The organism is Cytobacillus firmus (genome assembly GCF_023715565.1).
Classification (GTDB): Bacteria; Bacillota; Bacilli; order Bacillales; family Cytobacillaceae; genus Cytobacillus; species Cytobacillus firmus_C.
In genome coordinates this window covers 67198-86665 of the sequence record NZ_JAMBOJ010000015.1, presented here as the reverse complement: position 1 = coordinate 86665, position 19468 = coordinate 67198, and the positions used below count along the sequence as shown (strand labels likewise).

The window sequence follows — 19468 nt, the reverse complement described above, 5'->3', positions numbered from 1 at the left end:
TAGCAGAGTATAAATCATTAGATAATTTAGGAGATGTTAGAAAAGAAGTGGATCGAGTGATCGAGGAATATAACCAGCATCGTTATCAATGGGGCTTAAATAAAATGACCCCGGTGCAATACCGGGGCCATTTACTAGCCGCATAGGCGCTTTTTAAACTGTCCGTAAATCGGGGCACAGTTCAATATGGCCGGATCTTTTTATTATAGGTTAAAGTACTTTTCAAGCCCTTTATAAATCCCAGTTGCTGCTTTTTTCTGATATGCACTTGTTGAGACAATTTCAAGCTCAGCAGGGTTTGATAAAAAGCCCAATTCGACCAGAATAGCTGCATTTCCATTTTCTCTAATAACATGAAAGTCACCAGTCTTGACACCACGGTCATATAGACCAGTCTGCATAATAACTTCCTGTTGAACGTATCTTGCCATGACCAGCTCATTTACATTCGTTGCCCAATAATAGGTTTCAATTCCATGCGGGCTGGGACTAGGATTTGAATTATAATGGATGCTCACAAACGCATCTGCATTATATTGATGACTGACTTCCACCCTTTCAGAAAGGGATAAATATACATCGGTCGTACGTGACATGACTACCTTAGCCCCTGCTGCTTTAAGCAGGGATTCCAGCTGAATGGCAGTTTTTAAATTCAAGAGCTTTTCCACACCTTTAGCCCCATTATCCACTCCGCCATGTCCAGCATCCACAACGATTACTTTCCCTTTTAATCCTTTTTCCAGAGAAGTCTTTTTAATATACCCTGTCACCGGCTTGCTATTAATATAGACTGTGACCTGGTGCCATTCAGATGTAAAGGTCTTATATTTTAATTTGGAACCCTTTGGATAAGACTTTAAAACATCAGAGGTGGAAGATGCTCTTGAGTATACTCTTACTCCTGATGGATCTTGTGCAGTTCCTGTTAATGAAACCGGGGAAGATACACTGTTTTCAATATCCTGTTTGTGAATATAACCGGTTAAGCCCTTGCCATTAACAACAACTATTGCCTGGTACCAATTATCAGTATATGTCTTATATTTAAGTACCCTTCCTAGTTCATAGCTTTTCAGAACTCCAGATGTCCTCGAAAGGGAAGAATAAACGTTTAGGCTAAGCACCTTGACAATACCTGTTAAATCTTTTTGCGGAGCATCCGGATCTAAGACTTCCCCTTTTTTGATATATCCCGTACGGGGGTTGCCGTTTATATAAACTATGGCCTCATACCAATTATCGGTGTAAGTTTTTATTCTCAGGACAGATCCCTCTGTATATCTTTTAAGAACCTGGGAACCGCCAGATGGATTTGCATATACATTAAGACTGACAGGTTTTACAATTCCAGTTAGCTCAGCTTGAGGTGTCCCCTCCAATATGACAGAACTTCTATGTATATATCCTGTAGAAGCTTTGCCACTTACATAGACTGTGGCTTCATACCAATCGTCTGTAAATGTTTTGAATTGCAAGGAAGCGCCCTCCGGGTAACTTTTTAAAACACTGGAAGACTTACTTGCCTTGGAATACACATTCAAACTGCTTGCTTTGACAATTCCTTTTTTGGCTGTTGGCGGTGGGACAGGCAAAATGATATCATTTTTCTTAATATACCCTGTCACTGCTTTACCACCCACATAGACTGTGGCTTCATACCAGTCTGATGTAAATGTTTTAAACTTCAAAATTGAGCCCTCTGCGTAGCTTTTTAGAGGAGCAGAAGATGAGGAAGCCTTTGAATAGACAATAAGGTTACTGTTCTTTACCACTCCTCTTAAATCAATTTGAGGATTTACAGGCTCTTCAACATCACTTTTTCTGATATAACCTGCTGTTGCTTTCCCGTTTACAAATACAGTACATGAATACCAGTCTGTATTTGAAACGGTATACTTCAGCATGGTCCCTTGGGGATAGCTTTTTAAAATATCAGAGTCGGAATTATTAGCAGAGTATACATGGGTTGGGGCTTTAAGGGCAATTCCACTGACAGTTATATTAGCTGAAATAGAGATTGAATTCGCAGTAGTAGTAGTGAATTTACTTCCACTATCATTTGTTCTTTCAGACGATTCGTTATTATCTGTGACAATCCCTTCATTCTTCTCTAAATCAGGCTGTTCAGCTTCAGCACTTCCTTCAATCGGACCTTCACTAGCACTATGTAAGTCCTCTTCCTGCTGTTCTTCTGATGATCCTTCTTGAGCAGCAATCTCATCTGCTGTCTCTGCTGTCTCTTCTGTCAGATCCTGTATCCCTGACTCGCTGTCGCTATGGACAAATGACTCATGGATATACCCGGAAATGACTTCTTCAGTTTCAGGATCTGTATAAGCCACAAGCCAATACTCAAGGTCAGGTTCCAATAATTCAACAGTTGAGTTAGCGGGTATGCTCGCAGCCAGGTCACTTTCTTCCGATGGATCCTGCAATAGTGGGACGTTTTGTTCACTTTTTGAAACCACAGAAGCCATGGAATGACTTCCCGAACCTTCTCCCAGCACACCTGCCGGAAAGGCAGAAAAGACCATAACAAATATAATCATAAAACAAACATACATTCTTGCTTTTTTATCCACGAAATGTAATTCCCCCTTTTTAAATAATAAAACAGACTTCTAGCATCAAGATTCGACAAAAAACGTCCGTTTTCAATCTAGGAATATATTAACATAATTTCAAAGAAGGTCATATATTCCTAACACTATTTACATTAATAAATTTTAAATTTATCAGGACAATCAACCTATTTATTTTTTCTTATAATTGACTAAAATTTATATACTCTTTATAGTAGAAATTTGGTATTCTGTAAATCAAGGGTAAATTTTTTGTAAAAACATGGGGGAAATCAAATGAGATCAGAATATAAACAAGGTAAGAAGAGAAGAAAATGGCCTAAAATCGTTGGTTCCATTTTTTTGTTAATTATACTCGCAGGTTTAGGTTATGGATTTATGATATATAAATCTTTAACCGATGCAGTAGAAACGATGCATCAGCCTGTGGAACATAAGTCTGATAAACGGCAGGAAGACATTACTTTAGCAAACAAAGAACCCTTTTCTGTCTTAATGATGGGTGTCGATCAGCGCAAAGGGGATAAAGGACGCTCTGACACGATGATTGTCTTAAGTGTCAACCCAAATAAAAACTCAGTGAAGATGCTTAGCATCCCTCGTGACACAAGAACAGAGATCATCGGCAAAGGGTTTGAGGATAAAATTAATCATGCCTATGCATTTGGCAACGAAGAAATGGCAATGGCGACTGTTGAAAACTTTTTGGACATTCCAATTGACTACTACCTTAAGGTCAATATGGAAGGGTTTAAGGATATAGTCGATGCCGTTGGCGGGGTGACCGTTAACAACTCCAAGGCTTTTTCACAGGGCGGCTATCAATTTAACGAAGGACCTAATAACCTGAACGGAAAAGAGGCACTTGCCTATGTAAGAATGAGAAAGCAGGACCCTGAAGGAGACTTCGGACGTCAAAATAGGCAGCGCCAAATCATACAAGGTGTTATTAAAAAAGGTATAAGCGTTAACTCGTTAACCAACTATGATGACATTTTCGAGGCTTTAGGGAAAAATGTCCGTACAAACATGACGTTTAATGAAATGAAGGATATCCAGAAAAATTACAAGTCTGCCGCGGGGAACATAGAACAAATGACACTCAAGGGTACAGGGCAAACGATTAATAAGGTTTGGTATTTAATTGTTCCTCAAGAGGAACAAGCACGGGTTCAGGAAGAATTAAAAACTCATTTAGAACTGCAAAACTAAAAGAGAAAGGGAATTCCCTTTCTCTTTTTATTTGGCTGTTTTCGCAAAGTTTGTTGCTATTTATATTATATTTACTGAGTTGATTGTAGTGGAGGGTGCGAGACTCCTACGGGAGTAGCGGGACAGGTGAGACCCCACAGACGCGTAGCGTCGAGGAGGCTCACCGCCCGCCCCGTGGAAAGCGAGCATCCTGGAACGGAAATCAACGGACAACATTGATAAGCGAAAAACAACAATTTATACGAAAAGAGCCTTTTATTTTTAAGCCACACTTGGAAGATTCCCCACCTGTGTTTCTTTTGTTTTCTTCTTTTTCACTTTTCCAATAATAAAATCCCCATAAGGTACTAGTGTGATTAACTTTATGATCATCATAGAAATCAGCAGTGTAAGACCAAATAAAGATAGGACATGTCCAAGCGGATTGGTAAAGTATTCAGCTGTATAAGGTGCAAGAAAACGCAATACCTGCCAGTGAACAAGGTAAATACCAAAAGAATAACTGCTTACAAGGTCTATGAAATTAAGTTTAGGTATTTTCTGTCCCCAGGCAATAATGACTGAACTTACAGATATAACAAGCGGATACAAGTCCAGTCTTCTCGAGTTTACTGCTACGTTTCCAGATTCAAATGACCCATATAAATACAGAATAGATATACCTAGAGCAAGAAGTGTCCGCCATCGATATTTATATAAGAATAGAGAAATTTTCTTGTAATGCTTTCCGATTATGAAAGCAATTGTAAAATACCCGAACCATCCCAAAAACGGTAATTTCAGAAGATGGGAATATCCTTCAAGTGATACCGGGTTTTCCAAAGCATAGAATGAGTAGGCGAACATAATAATCATACTAATTGGAAAAAGCCATTTTAATGACCATTTATAACGAACGACTAGATAGTGCAAAAAATAAAATTGAAAAATAACCAAAATAAACCATCCCACAAATTTACCTGTTATCATATTATCCAAAATTTTCTGTCCCACCATTAAATTAGGGTTAAAATACTTTCCTATAATAGCATCTAAAATAGCAAATATTAGAAAAGGAACGTAAATCCATTTCATCCTATTCATCCAGAATTTCTCAGGAAGCTTATCAGGATAACGATTAGCCAAAATAATAACAGATAGAACTATAAAAGCAGGAGTTGCATAACAAAGAAAAATCCTGAAAAATTGATATATTTCGGTACCGGGATAACCAAGCTCCCGAGCAGATTGTGTAGTGCTATGAAGAAGGACTATGCTTAAACACGCAACGAAGCGTAATAGATTCCATTCTTTTATCAAAGGTATCCCCTCTATTTTGTATAATAAGTTGCTTTCTCACAAAATATATAGGATATGATGATACCTCGTCAAACTGATATTTTTTCCAAGTCGAAAACATTTCCATATAGATACAATTAGCTTCCATATACACACAATTTTTATAAAAATATACATTTATATTTCGTTTTTATTTATGATGTTTCTCAATATTAATGGGATTTTCTCATGAGATATTACTAGGCATTAAATTTCATTACAAATATGTTAAAATAATTCAAAAAAATTAAAAGACCCCGGTTTATGGCCGGGGACAAGACTTTATTTATGTCTCAAGCTGATTGCGAGAAACAGAGAGAGACTCAATTGCACCATTTTCCAATACTGTAAAAATAAAATCGTATTCATTTCCATGATATAGGAACATATTTTGATCCTTTATATCAGGTTCTCCAAGCCTTTTGATGACCTCAGTTTCTGATGAACTACTAACATTGATAGTAAATTGATGAACCAGTTCATTTATATACATATATTCTGTATAGCTAAATGCCTCTTCATTGCCTTGCCTTTTTCCAATCATCGGTATAGCATCATTCAACGAGGGGTAAAAGCCTATTAATTGGTCAATAGCATTTGCAAGTTCCTCATCATTCTTTGGGTTATTTACAGCAGACATGGTCCCGCTGCTGATCCATCCTTGATTCCCATTTAAATCATTAACCTTTAACCATTCAGTCCCTCTGTTATCTGCCTGTAAATCTTTTATTTCAAAGAACTGCCCAAAGTTTGCAATACCTATCGCATTACTATTAATATCAGGTAATTCCCTTATATTCACACTTGAAAACTTTACATAACGAATATCAGGCTTAACTTCTGTCTGCGAGGAGGCTATTCCCTGTTTCCCTGCAGCCTCTTTATTCTCCACGGTGTTTACAGTTTCTGATCCAGCACTTTTATTATCAAAATAAGATAATACCCCTGATTTCGCCATATAACCGGCACCCCCCAGCAAAACAGCGAATACCAATATAGCCATTACAGCACGTCTCATATAGCGGACAAGAGTCCCACTCTTTTTCCTGCCAGACCTTGAATGTCCACGCGGGATTTTTTCTTCCTCTCCCTTTTCTTGTTCACGAAGCTTACTTCTTTTTTCTAAAACGAGCTGCTTAAAATTCTTTTGATCCTTTTTTGACATAGCCTTAAATTCTTTAAGGAATTTTTCATACTGAGGAACAATCTCTTCTATACTGCCGTATGCTCTTACTTCCCCTGCTTCAAGCCAGAGAGCCTTCTGGCAGAATTTTTTCACCTGGCCGATTGAGTGGCTGATAAAAAAGATTGTTTTACCATTCTGCTTAAATTCATTCATCTTATCAAGACACTTATCGGTAAAGGTCTGGTCACCTACAGACAACGCTTCATCAATAACCAAAACATCTGGATTGATATTAACAGAAATAGCAAAACCAAGTCGAGATTTCATCCCGCTGGAATAGCTTTTTACTGGCTGATCAATAAACTTGCCGATATCCGCAAAATCAATAATTTCTGGCATAAGTTCCTTTATCTCTTTTTTGCTAAAGCCAAGCATAAGACATTTAAGCTCAATGTTTTCTCTGCCTGTCAGCTGGTTATTCAAACCTGAGGCTATCGCAATTAAAGAGGCTTGGCCCTTGACTTCAATTTCACCCAAAGTGGGAGGGATAACCCCTGTAATCAAATTAGATAAAGTAGACTTGCCTGCACCATTGACACCAATGATCCCAATAACATCTCCTTTTTCAGCAGTAAAGTTAATATTTTGGAGCGCATAAAAGTCCTCCCCAAATCCGTCTGGTATCAGTATGTCCAATAGTTTTTCAGACGTTTTGTTATACATTTTATATTTTTTTGTCACCTTTTTAAAACTAACTGAATGGCTCATCTTTACTCTCCAAAAATAGATTTGAATTTTCACATACTCTTTAACTATATCAAAAATACATGTACTAGATGAATATAATAAGGAACAATTTAACAAAAAAGAGGCAGAATCTAAGATCCTGCCTTTAGGTGCTTTATTTTATAAGCTCCCCACTTTGTCTTTTCAATGCATTCTCACGGAACTTTTTCTTTTCTTTCTTTGACATGCCCTTATACTCTTTCAAGAACTTCTCATACTTAGGCATAACTTCCTCCATCGGGCCATAATCCTTAACCATGCCAAATTCGAGCCATAATGCCTTTTCGCAAAACCTTTTCATCTGTCCAATTGAATGGCTAATAAAAAAGATCGTTTTACCCTGTTCTTTAAACTCGTTCATCTTATTGAGACACTTTTCTGCAAACGTCTGATCCCCTACCGATAAGGCTTCATCAATGACGAGAATATCCGGATCGATATTAACGGAAATGGCAAAACCAAGGCGGGACTTCATTCCGCTTGAGTAAGTTTTGACAGGCTGGTCGATAAATTTCCCTATTTCCGAGAACTCTATTATTTCAGGCTCCAATTTTTGAATTTCAGCCTTGCTGAACCCAAGCATGAGACATTTTAATTCTATATTCTCCCTGCCAGTTAATTGATTATTTAAACCGGCCGCTACAGCAATTAAGGCGGTTTGTCCATTAACTTCTATTGTACCTGAAGTTGGAGGAATGATACCGGCAATAACATTGGATAGTGTAGACTTACCAGACCCGTTTATTCCAATAAAGCCTATAACATCTCCTTTATACGCTTCGAAGTTAATGTTCTGAAGGGCATAAAAATCTTCACCATAACTTTTTGGTAAAACAATATCGAGCAGCTTTTCTTTTGTATCACCATACATTTTATATCTTTTTGTTACATTTTTTAAAACAACAGTTTTTGTCATGCTCCATCACATCCGATTATAAAAAGTCTACAAACCGATCCCGGAATTTGACATGTAAAATGGAACCAAAAATTAGCAGCAGTATTGTTATTCCCCAGAAGTATAAAGTATACTCCCAATTTTCAACAGGATACCAAGACAGTCCCAGGATTGCAGCTCTATATCCCTCTGCCAGATAATAAATCGGGTTAATTTTCATAAGCAAAGGAATGATGTCAGGCTTCAAATCATAAGGAGGCCACAAGAATGGCGATAAATAAATCAAGATCCGCACTAGGGATTGAATCAGCATCTGAAAGTCTCTGACAATGGTTGTCAAAGTGGAAGTTATTAAAGCAAATGCTACTAAAAACACCACAGTGGCAAACATAAAATATGGCAATTGAAGATAATAAATATTTATAGGAAAACCGAGAAACTGGAAGATAACAAGAACGACCGCAAGCAGCATGATATGCTGATACAGTTTTGAGAAAATGACGTAAGTCGGTATGACACTCATGGGAAAGCTCATTTTGGATACCATGTTAATTCTTGTATAGACAGATTTGGAACCTAAGGTAATGGCCTGGTTTATAAAAAACCACAGAACAATTCCGGAAAGCATCCATGGAAAATAATGTATTAATTCCCCACCCATATCCACTTTTCCCCGGCCACCCGCAGCGAGAATTCCATAACCGAACACAAACCAGTAGATAGCAATTTGGATCATCGGATTAATAATTTCCCATAAATTCCCCAAGTAATTATTTCGGTTGGCGCTTTTCATTTCATAGACAGATAATCGCCTGACAAGATAAAAGCTTTTTATTTGTTCTTTAATAACTGTTATAACAGAATACATTTGTTTGTCCTTCCTGAGTTCATAATGTCAAATAAATTCATTTGAATAATACACTTTTTAGTAGAATAAATAAAGTAAAATCATCAGTATACGTTCAACCCATTAATTTTACAGTTTGTAACTTACATACAATAATCCACTTTTATTAGGTAAGATTCTACCCTGTTAAAGACTAATTTAAAAAAATCATTTATTGCAATAGTAGCATGATACCTTTATCTAGTTAAACTTTCAATCGCTTGATGGATTCTTTTACTGTTATTTTTATCCTAATAGGCAAGGAACTTACTTAATGCTCTTTTTGAAAGCGTTATTTATAGCCTCTTGGATTGCTGAAATTGAGACCATTTTTGATCAGTCATCTTTGCCTAAAGTGCAATGGGTAAATGCCTGTTTCCGATAAATTTACAGCCCCCTACGTACACATACTAGAAAAACCCGAACAATCGGACCTTAACATCCAATTTATTCGGGTTAGACATCGGCTTAACGATTATGCCATTTCCAAGCACTTTCTATAATTTTTTCCAGATCCATTTCTGCCCGCCATCCTAATTCTTTATATATCTTATTAGATGATGCGACAAGCCTTGAAGGATCCCCCGCTCTGCGGTCTCCATATTCTACTTTAGCCTTAATACCAGTAATCTTCTCGCAGGTTTCTATAATTTCCTTTACTGAGTAACCTTTGCCATTTCCAAGATTATAAGTAGCGGTTTTTTTAAGTTCAGTTAACAGCGCATTTAAAGCCTTAATATGAGCATTCGCTAAATCTGTTACATGGATATAATCACGTATACAAGTACCATCAGGTGTATCATAATCATTTCCATAAACCGTAATTTTATCACGCTGTCCCAACAGGTGCTGTAAAACAATTGGAATTAGGTGTGTCTCTGGGTCATGACTCTCCCCAATCTCTGCAGACTCATGTGCTCCTGCAGCATTAAAATAGCGCAGAACAACATAATTTAGCCCATACGCAATTGAAAAATCCTGCAAGATCTTTTCCACCATCAGCTTTGAACGACCATAAGGATTAATTGGATTACTAGAATGTTCCTCATCAATAAAATCCATATTGGGAATACCATACGTGGCAGCTGTTGATGAGAATATGAAGTTTTTCACATTATGCTCAACCATGCTGTTTAGTAAAGTTAAAGTTTCTGAAACATTATTTTTATAGTACTTAAATGGATTCGATACTGATTCGCCGACTAGACTACTTGCAGCAAAATGCATCACTGCTTTAATTGGATATTGAGTAAATATTTTATTTAATAAATTCTCATCACCTAAATTTCCTTCTATAAAATCAACTCGTGAGTCTACTAACGAACGAGATCCTGTTGTTAAGTTATCTAAAACAATAACCTTTTCACTTTTAACTAACTCTTTTACTAAATGGCTTCCAATATAGCCTGCCCCACCAACTATTAAAATCACTAAAATAACCCCTTTGTTTGAATTGTCCAAATAGAATATGCTAAAAGACTAAGGATTTGTGACTCTTAGTTGATAATTTTATAAAACATATTCATGGCTTCTTTATTATATTTTTTGTAGTCAAAAACTTTATAATTTGGTTTTTCATTCATAATCTTTTCCATACCAATTACTAGTCCATCTACACTATTATCAACAATCTCGCCATAGCCATTTTCAAGAACACTCCTGTTCCCCGGTATATCCGTGGCAACTATTGGTTTATCTAATATCAAACATTCAAGCAATACCATAGGCTGACCCTCATGGTTTGATGGGAGAACAAAACAATCACAGTCATGGATTAAAGGAAACGGATTATCTAACTGTCCTACTAAGTGTACATTCTCCTCTAACCCAAGAGAACTTATTAAGGTAGATAGCTCACTCCTTAATTCACCAGTACCTATTATATACAATGCGATATTTTGATTTCTTTCATAGCACTTTGCGAAAGCATGTATTAATTTTTGCTGATCCTTTTCTGGTGACATCCTGCCCATGGTAACAAAGTTAAAAAGAGTATTATCAGGGATTAATTCTCCTTTTATATTTAGGATGTTATTTTCTATTGAATTTTCTTTTAAATAAAATTCCTTATTTCCAATAGTTATCGTATTTCTCTTTTCCAATAAGTCAAAAACATATTTATAGTTAATTGAATTATGGACACATACCATCTTTTCTTCACTATTTAAAACTAAATGTTCCAATTCTTTTTTGTTTTTATTTCTAGTATGCTGAGCAACGGAGACAATATAATCAAAATAGTTATAAACTGGAAATATCACATTAAGATTTTCTTTATGTTTATACTTACCGTCAACTATTTTTTTATATTCTTCCATCATTTCATTGTGCTGAAATATTAATTTTTTATTAGCTCCATTTGCTGCAAATAACAAAGTCCAAAACTTTACATAGCCACTAAAATCTATAACAATATCGAATTTAGAGTTTCCGAACATTCTTTTAAATTCTCTATTATACATCTTCAGAATGTCATTATCTAAATAATTTTCAGCTCCATTTGAATAGAACGACTCGGCTCCATAATTAAACAAATAGTTTTGTTTTTCAACTTCTTCTAATAATACATTCATACTGCCTACACGATAATATTTCTTAACGTTTTCATTTAATTTATTGAAGTTTTTGGCACTTTCTTCATCATAACTTGCTTTATCAGCCACCATAACATTAAATTTTTCATAATTTATATTGTTCGTTAGGTTAATAGCAGATGTGGTGACACCGTTATTTAAAAATCCTCCACAATAAATTAAAATATTCTTTTTGTTATCTATAACTTGATAAGAATATTCATTAGAGTTTTTAAATACAGTATCAATGAAGCGTTTTGTACTATTGCCATTCTCTAAACTTGCGTAATTTTTTATACAAGTTTCCAATTGAACCTTATATGTCTCTTTGTAATTTTGAGCAGCATATATTTCTTTAATTACCTCTGATATTTCAAGACAAATGGGACCAGGCATTTCTTCTAAGTCTAAATAAAATCCTCTTTCTTTTTTGTATTTATTTTGATCATAAGCGTAAAAAATAATAGGTTTCTTTGTGACTAGAAAATCAAAGAAAATACTGGAGTAATCAGTAATCAATATATCTACACAACTCAATAGTTCATTACTGTCAATATTATCTGGCACAATATTAAGATCCAAATTATTTTCTTTAACAAATTTCTGCATCAAGGAATGAACTTTTAACATAACTTGATATTTACTACCTAATTTTTCTTCTAACAATTTAATATCATAAATTATTTTATTAATTTCTCCGGTTACATTCCCTACCTCCCCACGCCAAGTGGGAGCATAGAGAACTACCTTTTTTCTACCTTTTATACCGAGTTCATTCTTTACGTATTGACTCTCTTCAAATAACAAGTCAATTCTTGGATAACCAATTTCAGCTACTTTTCCTTGATAAATTCCTCTTAAATCATGGGAATCAATTATTTTCTCAGCAGTAAACCTGTTCGGAGCAATTATATAATCTGTTTGAAGAAAGTTTCTCATTAGATTCTTATGCTGACCCAATGTACCTTTCATATCTTTACCTAGAGTTTTTAATGGGGTTCCATGCCAAGTATTAACATAAACTTGCCCATCTTTTTTAATGAAGTAAGGCGGAAAGGATGTATTATTAATTAAATATTTACAACTTGCTATATAACGCAGGTATTCATCACTATTAATACTTACAAATTCTACATTAGGTAAATCGATAAATTCCTGCGGACAGTTATTTAGATCATTCAGTGCCCAGATGTGATGAAAATTAGAAAATTCAGGGTCTTTTACCAAACTTTTAAATATAGCAAAAGGATTACAACTCATATTTTTACCATGGAAACTCTCATACAGGATTGTATTGTCTCTAATTTCAAGATTTTCGTAATAAGTTGTATAGTCAACTTCTCTTCTAAAACTCGTATTTGTTCTATATTTTCTTTCACTACCAGAACTTATTGATCTATTTCTTGCAAAGATTACATCCTTTTTTTCTATTAATTCAGTGTCAATTAATAAACTTAGTTTACTTTTCTTTTTTCTTTTCCTCGAATCAGGAGAAACAGTAATTTTATATCCTGTTATTCTTTCAACAATTCGCTTTATTTTTTTCATTGGAATAATCATTTTATTTGCCACTTCTATATAACTCCTTATGGTTTTTTTCCAAAAAAAGATACTAACTACAAACTTTTTCATAAAACATTTGTAATGCATTTTGGTTATAGCTAATATAATCGAATTTCTTTGATTTAATTTTACCTTTTATAAATTTATCCATCCCATTAATTAATCCAGTCTCACTATTTTCCACTAATTCCCCGTAGCCATTTTCCAGTAAACTTTTTGATCCAGGAATATTTGTAGATATAATAGGTAACCCAATAACCAATGCCTCTAATAAAGTCATAGGTTGTCCCTCATGATTAGAAGAAAGTATTAAACAATCACATTTGTTTGCAAAATAAAAAGGATTTGAAAGTTGTCCAGTAAAAATAACCTGATCTTTCAATCCAATGTCTGATGAAAGCTTTTTAAGTTCGTATTCTAACGGTCCTTCTCCTACAATATATAACCTTACATAGCTATGAATCTTAGCAATTTTAGAAAAAGCTAAAATGAGCTTTCTATGATCTTTTTCTGGAGAAAGCCGGCCAATGCTGATAAAATTAATGTTTTTATCAGACGGCAACATTATTCCTTCAATATTTAACTTTCCAAAGTTAAATGAATTATTTACTAAAAAATAATCCTTTGTTGAAATTGTTATTATATCCCCATCGAGAGTTTGTCTAAGTATTTTTTTATAGTCGATGGAATTATGAACAAAAACAGCTTTTTCATCAGGTATATACTCTTTTAAATTTTTTAAATTTTCATCTCTTATATATTCAGAGACAGAGATAACTTTATCAAAATACTTATAAAGAGGAAAAATAACATTCATTTTTGATCTATGTTTGAACTTGTTATTTATTATTTTTTTACTCTCGGCTAACATGTCATTATGTTGATAAATGTACTTCTTTTTAAAATCACCACAAGCAAATAGCAAACTCCAAAAAGGGACATAACCACTAAAATCAACTACTATATCGAATTTAATATTCCCAAATAATCTATCAATCTCTCTTTGATATAACTTATTTGGTATAAATTTATGTAATTGAGGATTTATCAGCCCTTTTTTTGTTATATATTCATGGGAATAATATTCTTTGAAATCCATATTCATATCTCCAACTCTGAATATTTTCTTTACATTATTATTTAATTTTTCAATATTGGTTTCAAACACCTTGTCAAATTTTTCCCTTTCAATAACTACTACATTATATTTTGAATAGTCAATATTGTCCAAAAGGTTTATTGCTGAAGAAGTAATTCCATTGTTTAAGAACCCACCACAGTAAAAAAGTAAATTCTTTTTCGTATTTTTTATTTCATAGTAATTGTCAGTTTGATTAAGACCAAAAATAATGTTTATGTTTCTTTTTGTTATTTTTCCATCTAAAGATGAAATACTACTCGTCTTTAGAAAATTATTTCGTACGTTACTATAATAGCCAGAGTATAAATGAATCTCCTTAATGGTTTTCAGAACTTCTTCTGAATTTTCACAAAATGGGCCTAGAACTCCTTCAACAACCTCATTATCCTCTTTATTTCCAAGGAAGATAATCGGTTTATTAGTAACTAAATAGTCACCAATAATCCCTGAACTATTAGTAATTAATATATCAATTACTGATAGCAGTTCATTATTCTCAACCCATTTTGGTATAAAAATCTTATTATGTTTAAAATTGTCGTCTATTAACTTGTTAAATGCACCTGAAGGATCTCTTACAAGTAGCTGATAAGATTCTTCTGATAGTTTTTGATTTAGTTCATTAATAAATATAATATATTTTTCAATATTCTCTTTATCCTCACTTATACTTGGAGAGAACAACACAATTTTCTTATTTAAATTTATATTTAAAATACTTGATAAGTATTGTTTGACTTTCTTACAGTCTGTATTTATTAGGAGATCCATTTTAGGAGCACCTTCTAGAATGATTTTTCCGTTATAAATTCCTTCTAGTCTATAATAATCAACTACTGTTTCTGCAGTTGATTTATTTGACATTAAAATATAATCGCTTTGAAAAAGGTTTCTTTGTTTATTATTGTATTCACTGAGACTTTGATCTCCATTTTTTATTACTAACTCACCAACTATCTCATCGACAGTGTAAACATAAACTTGCTCATCTTTTTTTTGGAAATATGTTGGGAAGGCGCAATTATTAATTAAATACTTGGCTGATACAAGTCCCTTTATGTATTTATTGCTATGCACCCTAACAAATTCTACATTTTTAAGTTCAGATTCCTTAAATATACCCTTATTAATATTAGTTTCTGAATCAACTGCCCAAATATGCTTATAATGGCTATATTCGGAGTTATTAACCAATTCTTTAAAAATAGCATATGGACTATCTCCTATAGCTGTACTATAGGAGGATTCATATAAAATTACATTATCTCTTATTTTGCTTTTTTTATATAACCTTGTGAATTTCACAGATCTCTGAAAATTTTTATCAATATACATTTCTTTAAAAGGCTTGATAAGAAGTCCTATAGCCGTTTTAATTTTTCTAATGACTTTCCACAAATCTCATCTCACCTCTTGCAAACTTTCAGTAATTAATATTTTTAACTAATGTGCCATTTATGCTAAAGTAAATAAGTCCTCTTTAATTTTTGTAGTAGAGATACCTTTAGTCCTTGGTAAATAAATAACTTCACAATAAGCCCTTAAAAAATCAAATTCCTCTTCCCAGTCATCCCCCATAACAAATATGTCAACCTTCTTATTTATAACGTCGTGAATCTTTTGCTCCCAGCTATCTTCAGGAATAACCTCATCAACATACTTTATTGATTCCAGGATAAATTTACGGTTTTCATAGCTGTGATAGGATTTTTTATTTTTCAACTTATTAAATTCATCTGTTGATATTGCTACGATCAAATAATCCCCTAAATCCTTCGCGCGTTTTAATAGATTAATGTGGCCCCAATGTAGCAGATCGAAAGTTCCGTAGGTTATTACTTTTTTCAATATATACACCTCTTTGGTATTAATTAATGTTCCAAGAGATTAATTCTAATTAAGAATTTTTTCTGTATTTAGGATTTCTTTCATTATTTCTAGAACATCATATCGTAATTCCTCATGCTGTAAAGCAAACTCAATTGTCGTTTTAACAAAACCTAACTTTTCACCTACATCATGTCGATGTCCTTCAAAGTCATATGCAAAAACACGTTGTACTTGGTTTAATTTTTGGATGGCATCCGTTAATTGTATCTCCCCACCAGCACCAGTTTCTTGCAATTCTAGGAATTCAAAAATCTCCGGTGTTAAAATATAACGCCCCATAATAGCTAAATTTGAAGGAGCAGTTCCCTGGGCAGGCTTCTCTACAAAATTACTGACTTGGTAACGTCTTCCCTCTATTGTACACGGGTCAATTATCCCGTATCGATGAGTTTCACTATGAGAAACTTGTTGTACCCCTATAATAGATGAACCTGTTTCCTTGTATTGGTTTATTAGCTGCTGCACACAAGGAACATCACTTTGAACAATGTCATCTCCTAATAATACTGCAAAAGGTTCATCTCCAATAAAGTTTCTTGCACACCACACTGCATGACCTAATCCCTTTGGTTCTTTTTGTCTAATATAATGGATATTTGCAAGGTTAGAAGGATAACGTACCTTCTCTAAAATATCTAATTTGCCTTTATCCAATAAACTTTGTTCTAATTCTAGTGCATGATCAAAATGGTCCTCAATAGCGCGCTTTCCTTTTCCTGTTACAATAATGATATCCTCTATTCCTGATGCTACCGCTTCTTCAATAATATATTGAATTGTTGGCTTATCGACTATAGGAAGCATCTCCTTAGGCATGGCTTTTGTTGCAGGAAGAAATCTAGTTCCTAATCCAGCAGCTGGGATAATTGCTTTCTTTACTCGTTTCATAATGAATGGCCTCCCCATCTATCTTTGGAAGATTAATATTTTATTAGTTCTTTCGTACCTCATATAACTATTGCAATATAGTAAAAAATACCATTAAAGTCTTATATTTCCAAAATCCATTTAATTATATCATAATATGTAAAACATTTGTAACAATGTTAATAATATCATTACATGTGCGTCATATGGAAACTCTTTTTCGGAATTAATGTAGGTATTTTTATCCATTTTGATTTTTCTTTAACAGGCTTAGTTTTCATTTACTTTATTTCATTGTGATATCCTCCTATACTTCGGACTATGCATAAAAATAGGTGAAGCAGCCTGCTTCACCTCCAGTGATTAAAACCGATCTTTATGATGCTTCTCAAACACTTTCTTCACTTTCTCCACAACCACTTTAGAACCTCCCTTGTCTTCCACTCCTTCAATCATCATAGCCATTAGAAGTTTCGGAGATTCCGGACTGTAAGCAACAAAGAGGCCATTTTCCTGCCCTTTTTCGTCCGCACTGCGCTTTAATTCGGCTGTTCCCGATTTCCCTGCAAGCGGGTAGTCTTTCATTTTTGCTAAGCGTGCCGTTCCGGACGGAGAATATTTTATATTAAATTACCAACCTTGGATATATTTTATTTCTAATTAACCAGAACTTTTTTACTACGCAACAAAAAAAGATATGCAAGTCTCCATTTTGAAATTCATGCTTTATTTCGAAATGCTTTAGAATTTCTATAAGCGGAAGACCCTTTATCTCTCTCTTTTCAAAAAAAGCAGCTTTATCTATTTTCAAAATCTCCCTTTTTACTTTTAGGCTTTCTCCTTTGAAGACTACTTCATATGCTTGTTTATTTTCTTCTTTTACATCCATGTCCAGATAATCCCGTACAAATTGAAAATCCACGTATAAGTTCCCATCATAGTAAAAGAGAAAGTCCCTGTACGAATAAGTCTCATCCTTAACTGGATTCTCTTCTACTTTTGATAAATACTGATCTGTTTTTATATTGTCTGAGTATGCATTGAGAATACTCTTTTTCTCTGTTATGGCGTAATTATTGATTTTCCTTCCTTCCGGCGCATTAACCAGGTTATTCACATCAAAATAGTAAATAAATTTAACACGCGGATATAGTTCTGGAAGGTATTTATACATCCGGGTTATCTTTTCAACTGCGAATTCGTCATGATGCTTCCCATCTGTTAATGTGTAATTGGTTGCTCCATACTCGCCAATGACAATGGGCTTTTTATGGCTATAAGTATTGTAGACATAGTCCAATAAGCGCAACGGGTCTTCAAAATTAGACTTTACCTCGATTTTATCATTATGATAGAAAACGTTATAAATATTCACACCAACATAGTCGACATAATCATCGCCCGGATAGAACTCAGCAATCGTATATTCCGGCATGGTGAAGACATTCCACAACATCATAACGTTAGGTGCTTCTTCCTCCATTACATCATGCACCAATTTCCATTTCTCAATGTATTTCCCTGAATGACCCGAATAAAAGGTCCAGGTTCCGTTCATTTCACTTGCGTATCGCAAAAGGATTGGAGCTTTCAATTCACCGGCATCCTTTGCGAATTGCCTCAAATACTCATCATCCTTCACTTCATCCAGACCACTATTCGGCTCCCATGCAACTTGCGGGAACCCTCCTGCTGAGATGACTTCTTCAGCCCACTCCTTGGGAAACGGCTTTCCATACCCGACATATCTGAAATAGGAGGCATGTTTTTTTCCTGTAAGCTTGTTGAATGTGTTCATGCTCGTATTAATATATTCATCCTGCAAAACATAGCCGCCCAGGTAAATGCCGCTTCTCGGTTCATACTTTTCAGCTGGCACATTTTCCTTATGTACGAAAATTGTTGAGCCCAGTTCCTGATCGTAAGGTTTTTTGGATTGCTCCTCTGGACTTTTTATAGAGACGGTGTTCGTCTGCTTTTCATAAAAGAAATCGATATCAAACCCCAAATATTTTTCGACAGACTGATCGGGAAAATAGATAGTGTCATCTATTATTTCATATCCGCACAGCTCTTCTTTAGCCAGACTGCACTCTTGGATATATCCATTGTCATATGTCAGATTTTTATCTTTATACCGAATGGTAAGGTGATTCTCTTTTTCCACTGTTTTCACTGATGTGATAGCATCTAAATCAGGCAGTGACATATAGAGGACACCGTTCTTTTCAACAATAGGATGATGTAATTTATAATGATTGCCGTCAAACACGATACTGTCAGAATATACGCCCTGGAGCTCCTCGCTATTTTGTTTGATTCTATTCCAAAGTTCTGCAGGCTCTATAATCATAATTCCAAATAGGATAATGATGAAAAATGCAGCTACAATCGAGAGGACTAGCTTTCGTTTCGACATTTTAAAATCCTTTCTTTTTCAAATAATTGATCAAAAGGCTTAGCTTACCCTCATTCTAACAATTGGCCTGATGAACCGCTGTAAAGATTCTGTTAATTTATAGAAAATGTTTGTAAATAGGATGTTTCAATGCTGTTTTCTTTATGCACCAAGGTTCGCATCGAGGGCTTCTTTCAGGTTTGTTACTATCTAAGCGACATAAAAAAGA

General features: G+C 34.5%; 13 protein-coding genes and 1 pseudogene. 2 read left to right on the top strand and 12 right to left on the bottom strand.

All coding sequences use genetic code 11. The annotated features are described in order from the left end of the window. A partial coding sequence (locus tag M3205_RS08215) for an IS3 family transposase (protein ID WP_251169463.1) occupies positions 1-146 on the top strand: 146 nt, incomplete at its 5' end. A gap of 57 nt (positions 147-203) precedes the next feature. Here M3205_RS08215 and M3205_RS08210 read toward each other — a convergent pair. After that, positions 204-2585, bottom strand: a complete 2382-nt coding sequence (locus tag M3205_RS08210) for an N-acetylmuramoyl-L-alanine amidase (protein WP_251169458.1) — start codon at positions 2583-2585, stop codon at positions 204-206. A gap of 276 nt (positions 2586-2861) precedes the next feature. On the opposite strand from M3205_RS08210, the gene M3205_RS08205 reads away from it, so the two are divergent. After that, positions 2862-3797, top strand: a complete 936-nt coding sequence (locus tag M3205_RS08205; RefSeq protein WP_251169457.1) for an LCP family glycopolymer transferase — start codon at positions 2862-2864, stop codon at positions 3795-3797. A gap of 261 nt (positions 3798-4058) precedes the next feature. Here M3205_RS08205 and M3205_RS08200 read toward each other — a convergent pair whose 3' ends face one another. The 11 genes and pseudogenes from M3205_RS08200 to M3205_RS08150 form a co-directional block, all read right to left on the bottom strand. Further along, on the bottom strand, positions 4059-5096 hold the full coding sequence (locus M3205_RS08200) for an acyltransferase family protein (protein ID WP_251169456.1): 1038 nt from the start codon (positions 5094-5096) through the stop codon (positions 4059-4061). 304 nt (positions 5097-5400) lie between these two features. Beyond that, on the bottom strand, positions 5401-7008 hold the full coding sequence (gene tagH, locus M3205_RS08195; RefSeq protein WP_251169455.1) for a teichoic acids export ABC transporter ATP-binding subunit TagH: 1608 nt from the start codon (positions 7006-7008) through the stop codon (positions 5401-5403). A gap of 145 nt (positions 7009-7153) precedes the next feature. Then, positions 7154-7942 (bottom strand): annotated as a pseudogene (gene tagH, locus M3205_RS08190) (teichoic acids export ABC transporter ATP-binding subunit TagH); the annotation flags it as partial. A gap of 16 nt (positions 7943-7958) precedes the next feature. Next, the gene (locus tag M3205_RS08185; protein ID WP_251169453.1) at positions 7959-8789 is read right to left on the bottom strand and encodes an ABC transporter permease; all 831 of its coding nucleotides are present in this window, start codon (positions 8787-8789) and stop codon (positions 7959-7961) included. Positions 8790-9275: 486 nt separating this feature from the next. Continuing rightward, entirely contained in the window at positions 9276-10238 is a 963-nt protein-coding gene (gene galE, locus M3205_RS08180) for a UDP-glucose 4-epimerase GalE (protein ID WP_251169452.1), read from the bottom strand. 65 nt (positions 10239-10303) lie between these two features. Further along, the gene (locus M3205_RS08175) at positions 10304-12952 is read right to left on the bottom strand and encodes a CDP-glycerol glycerophosphotransferase family protein (protein WP_251169451.1); all 2649 of its coding nucleotides are present in this window, start codon (positions 12950-12952) and stop codon (positions 10304-10306) included. A 40-nt stretch (positions 12953-12992) separates the two neighbouring features. Then, positions 12993-15482: a glycosyltransferase gene (locus M3205_RS08170; RefSeq protein ID WP_251169450.1), complete on the bottom strand. Its 2490-nt coding sequence runs from the start codon at positions 15480-15482 to the stop codon at positions 12993-12995. Between the two features lie 57 nt (positions 15483-15539). Beyond that, positions 15540-15932: a glycerol-3-phosphate cytidylyltransferase gene (tagD, locus tag M3205_RS08165; RefSeq protein WP_251169449.1), complete on the bottom strand. Its 393-nt coding sequence runs from the start codon at positions 15930-15932 to the stop codon at positions 15540-15542. A 45-nt stretch (positions 15933-15977) separates the two neighbouring features. Further along, a complete protein-coding gene (galU, locus tag M3205_RS08160) occupies positions 15978-16862 on the bottom strand; it encodes a UTP--glucose-1-phosphate uridylyltransferase GalU (protein ID WP_251169448.1) in 885 nt (294 codons plus the stop codon). 342 nt (positions 16863-17204) lie between these two features. Beyond that, positions 17205-17465 carry a penicillin-binding transpeptidase domain-containing protein gene (locus tag M3205_RS08155; protein ID WP_311315718.1) on the bottom strand — a complete coding sequence of 87 codons (261 nt, stop codon included), beginning with the start codon at positions 17463-17465 and terminating at the stop codon, positions 17205-17207. 1 nt (position 17466) lies between these two features. Continuing rightward, positions 17467-19260, bottom strand: a complete 1794-nt coding sequence (locus M3205_RS08150) for a glycoside hydrolase family 26 protein (RefSeq protein WP_251169447.1) — start codon at positions 19258-19260, stop codon at positions 17467-17469. Between the last annotated feature and the right edge of the window lie 208 nt (positions 19261-19468).

Excerpts from the sequence above, each read along its gene's own strand:
- M3205_RS08150 (WP_251169447.1), bottom strand. The coding sequence starts at position 19,260 with ATGTCGAAACGAAAGCTAGTCCTCTCGATTGTAGCTGCATTTTTCATC.
- M3205_RS08205 (WP_251169457.1), top strand. The coding sequence starts at position 2,862 with ATGAGATCAGAATATAAACAAGGTAAGAAGAGAAGAAAATGGCCTAAA.
- M3205_RS08185 (WP_251169453.1), bottom strand. The coding sequence starts at position 8,789 with ATGTATTCTGTTATAACAGTTATTAAAGAACAAATAAAAAGCTTTTAT.
- galU (WP_251169448.1), bottom strand. The coding sequence starts at position 16,862 with ATGAAACGAGTAAAGAAAGCAATTATCCCAGCTGCTGGATTAGGAACT.
- tagH (WP_251169455.1), bottom strand. The coding sequence starts at position 7,008 with ATGAGCCATTCAGTTAGTTTTAAAAAGGTGACAAAAAAATATAAAATG.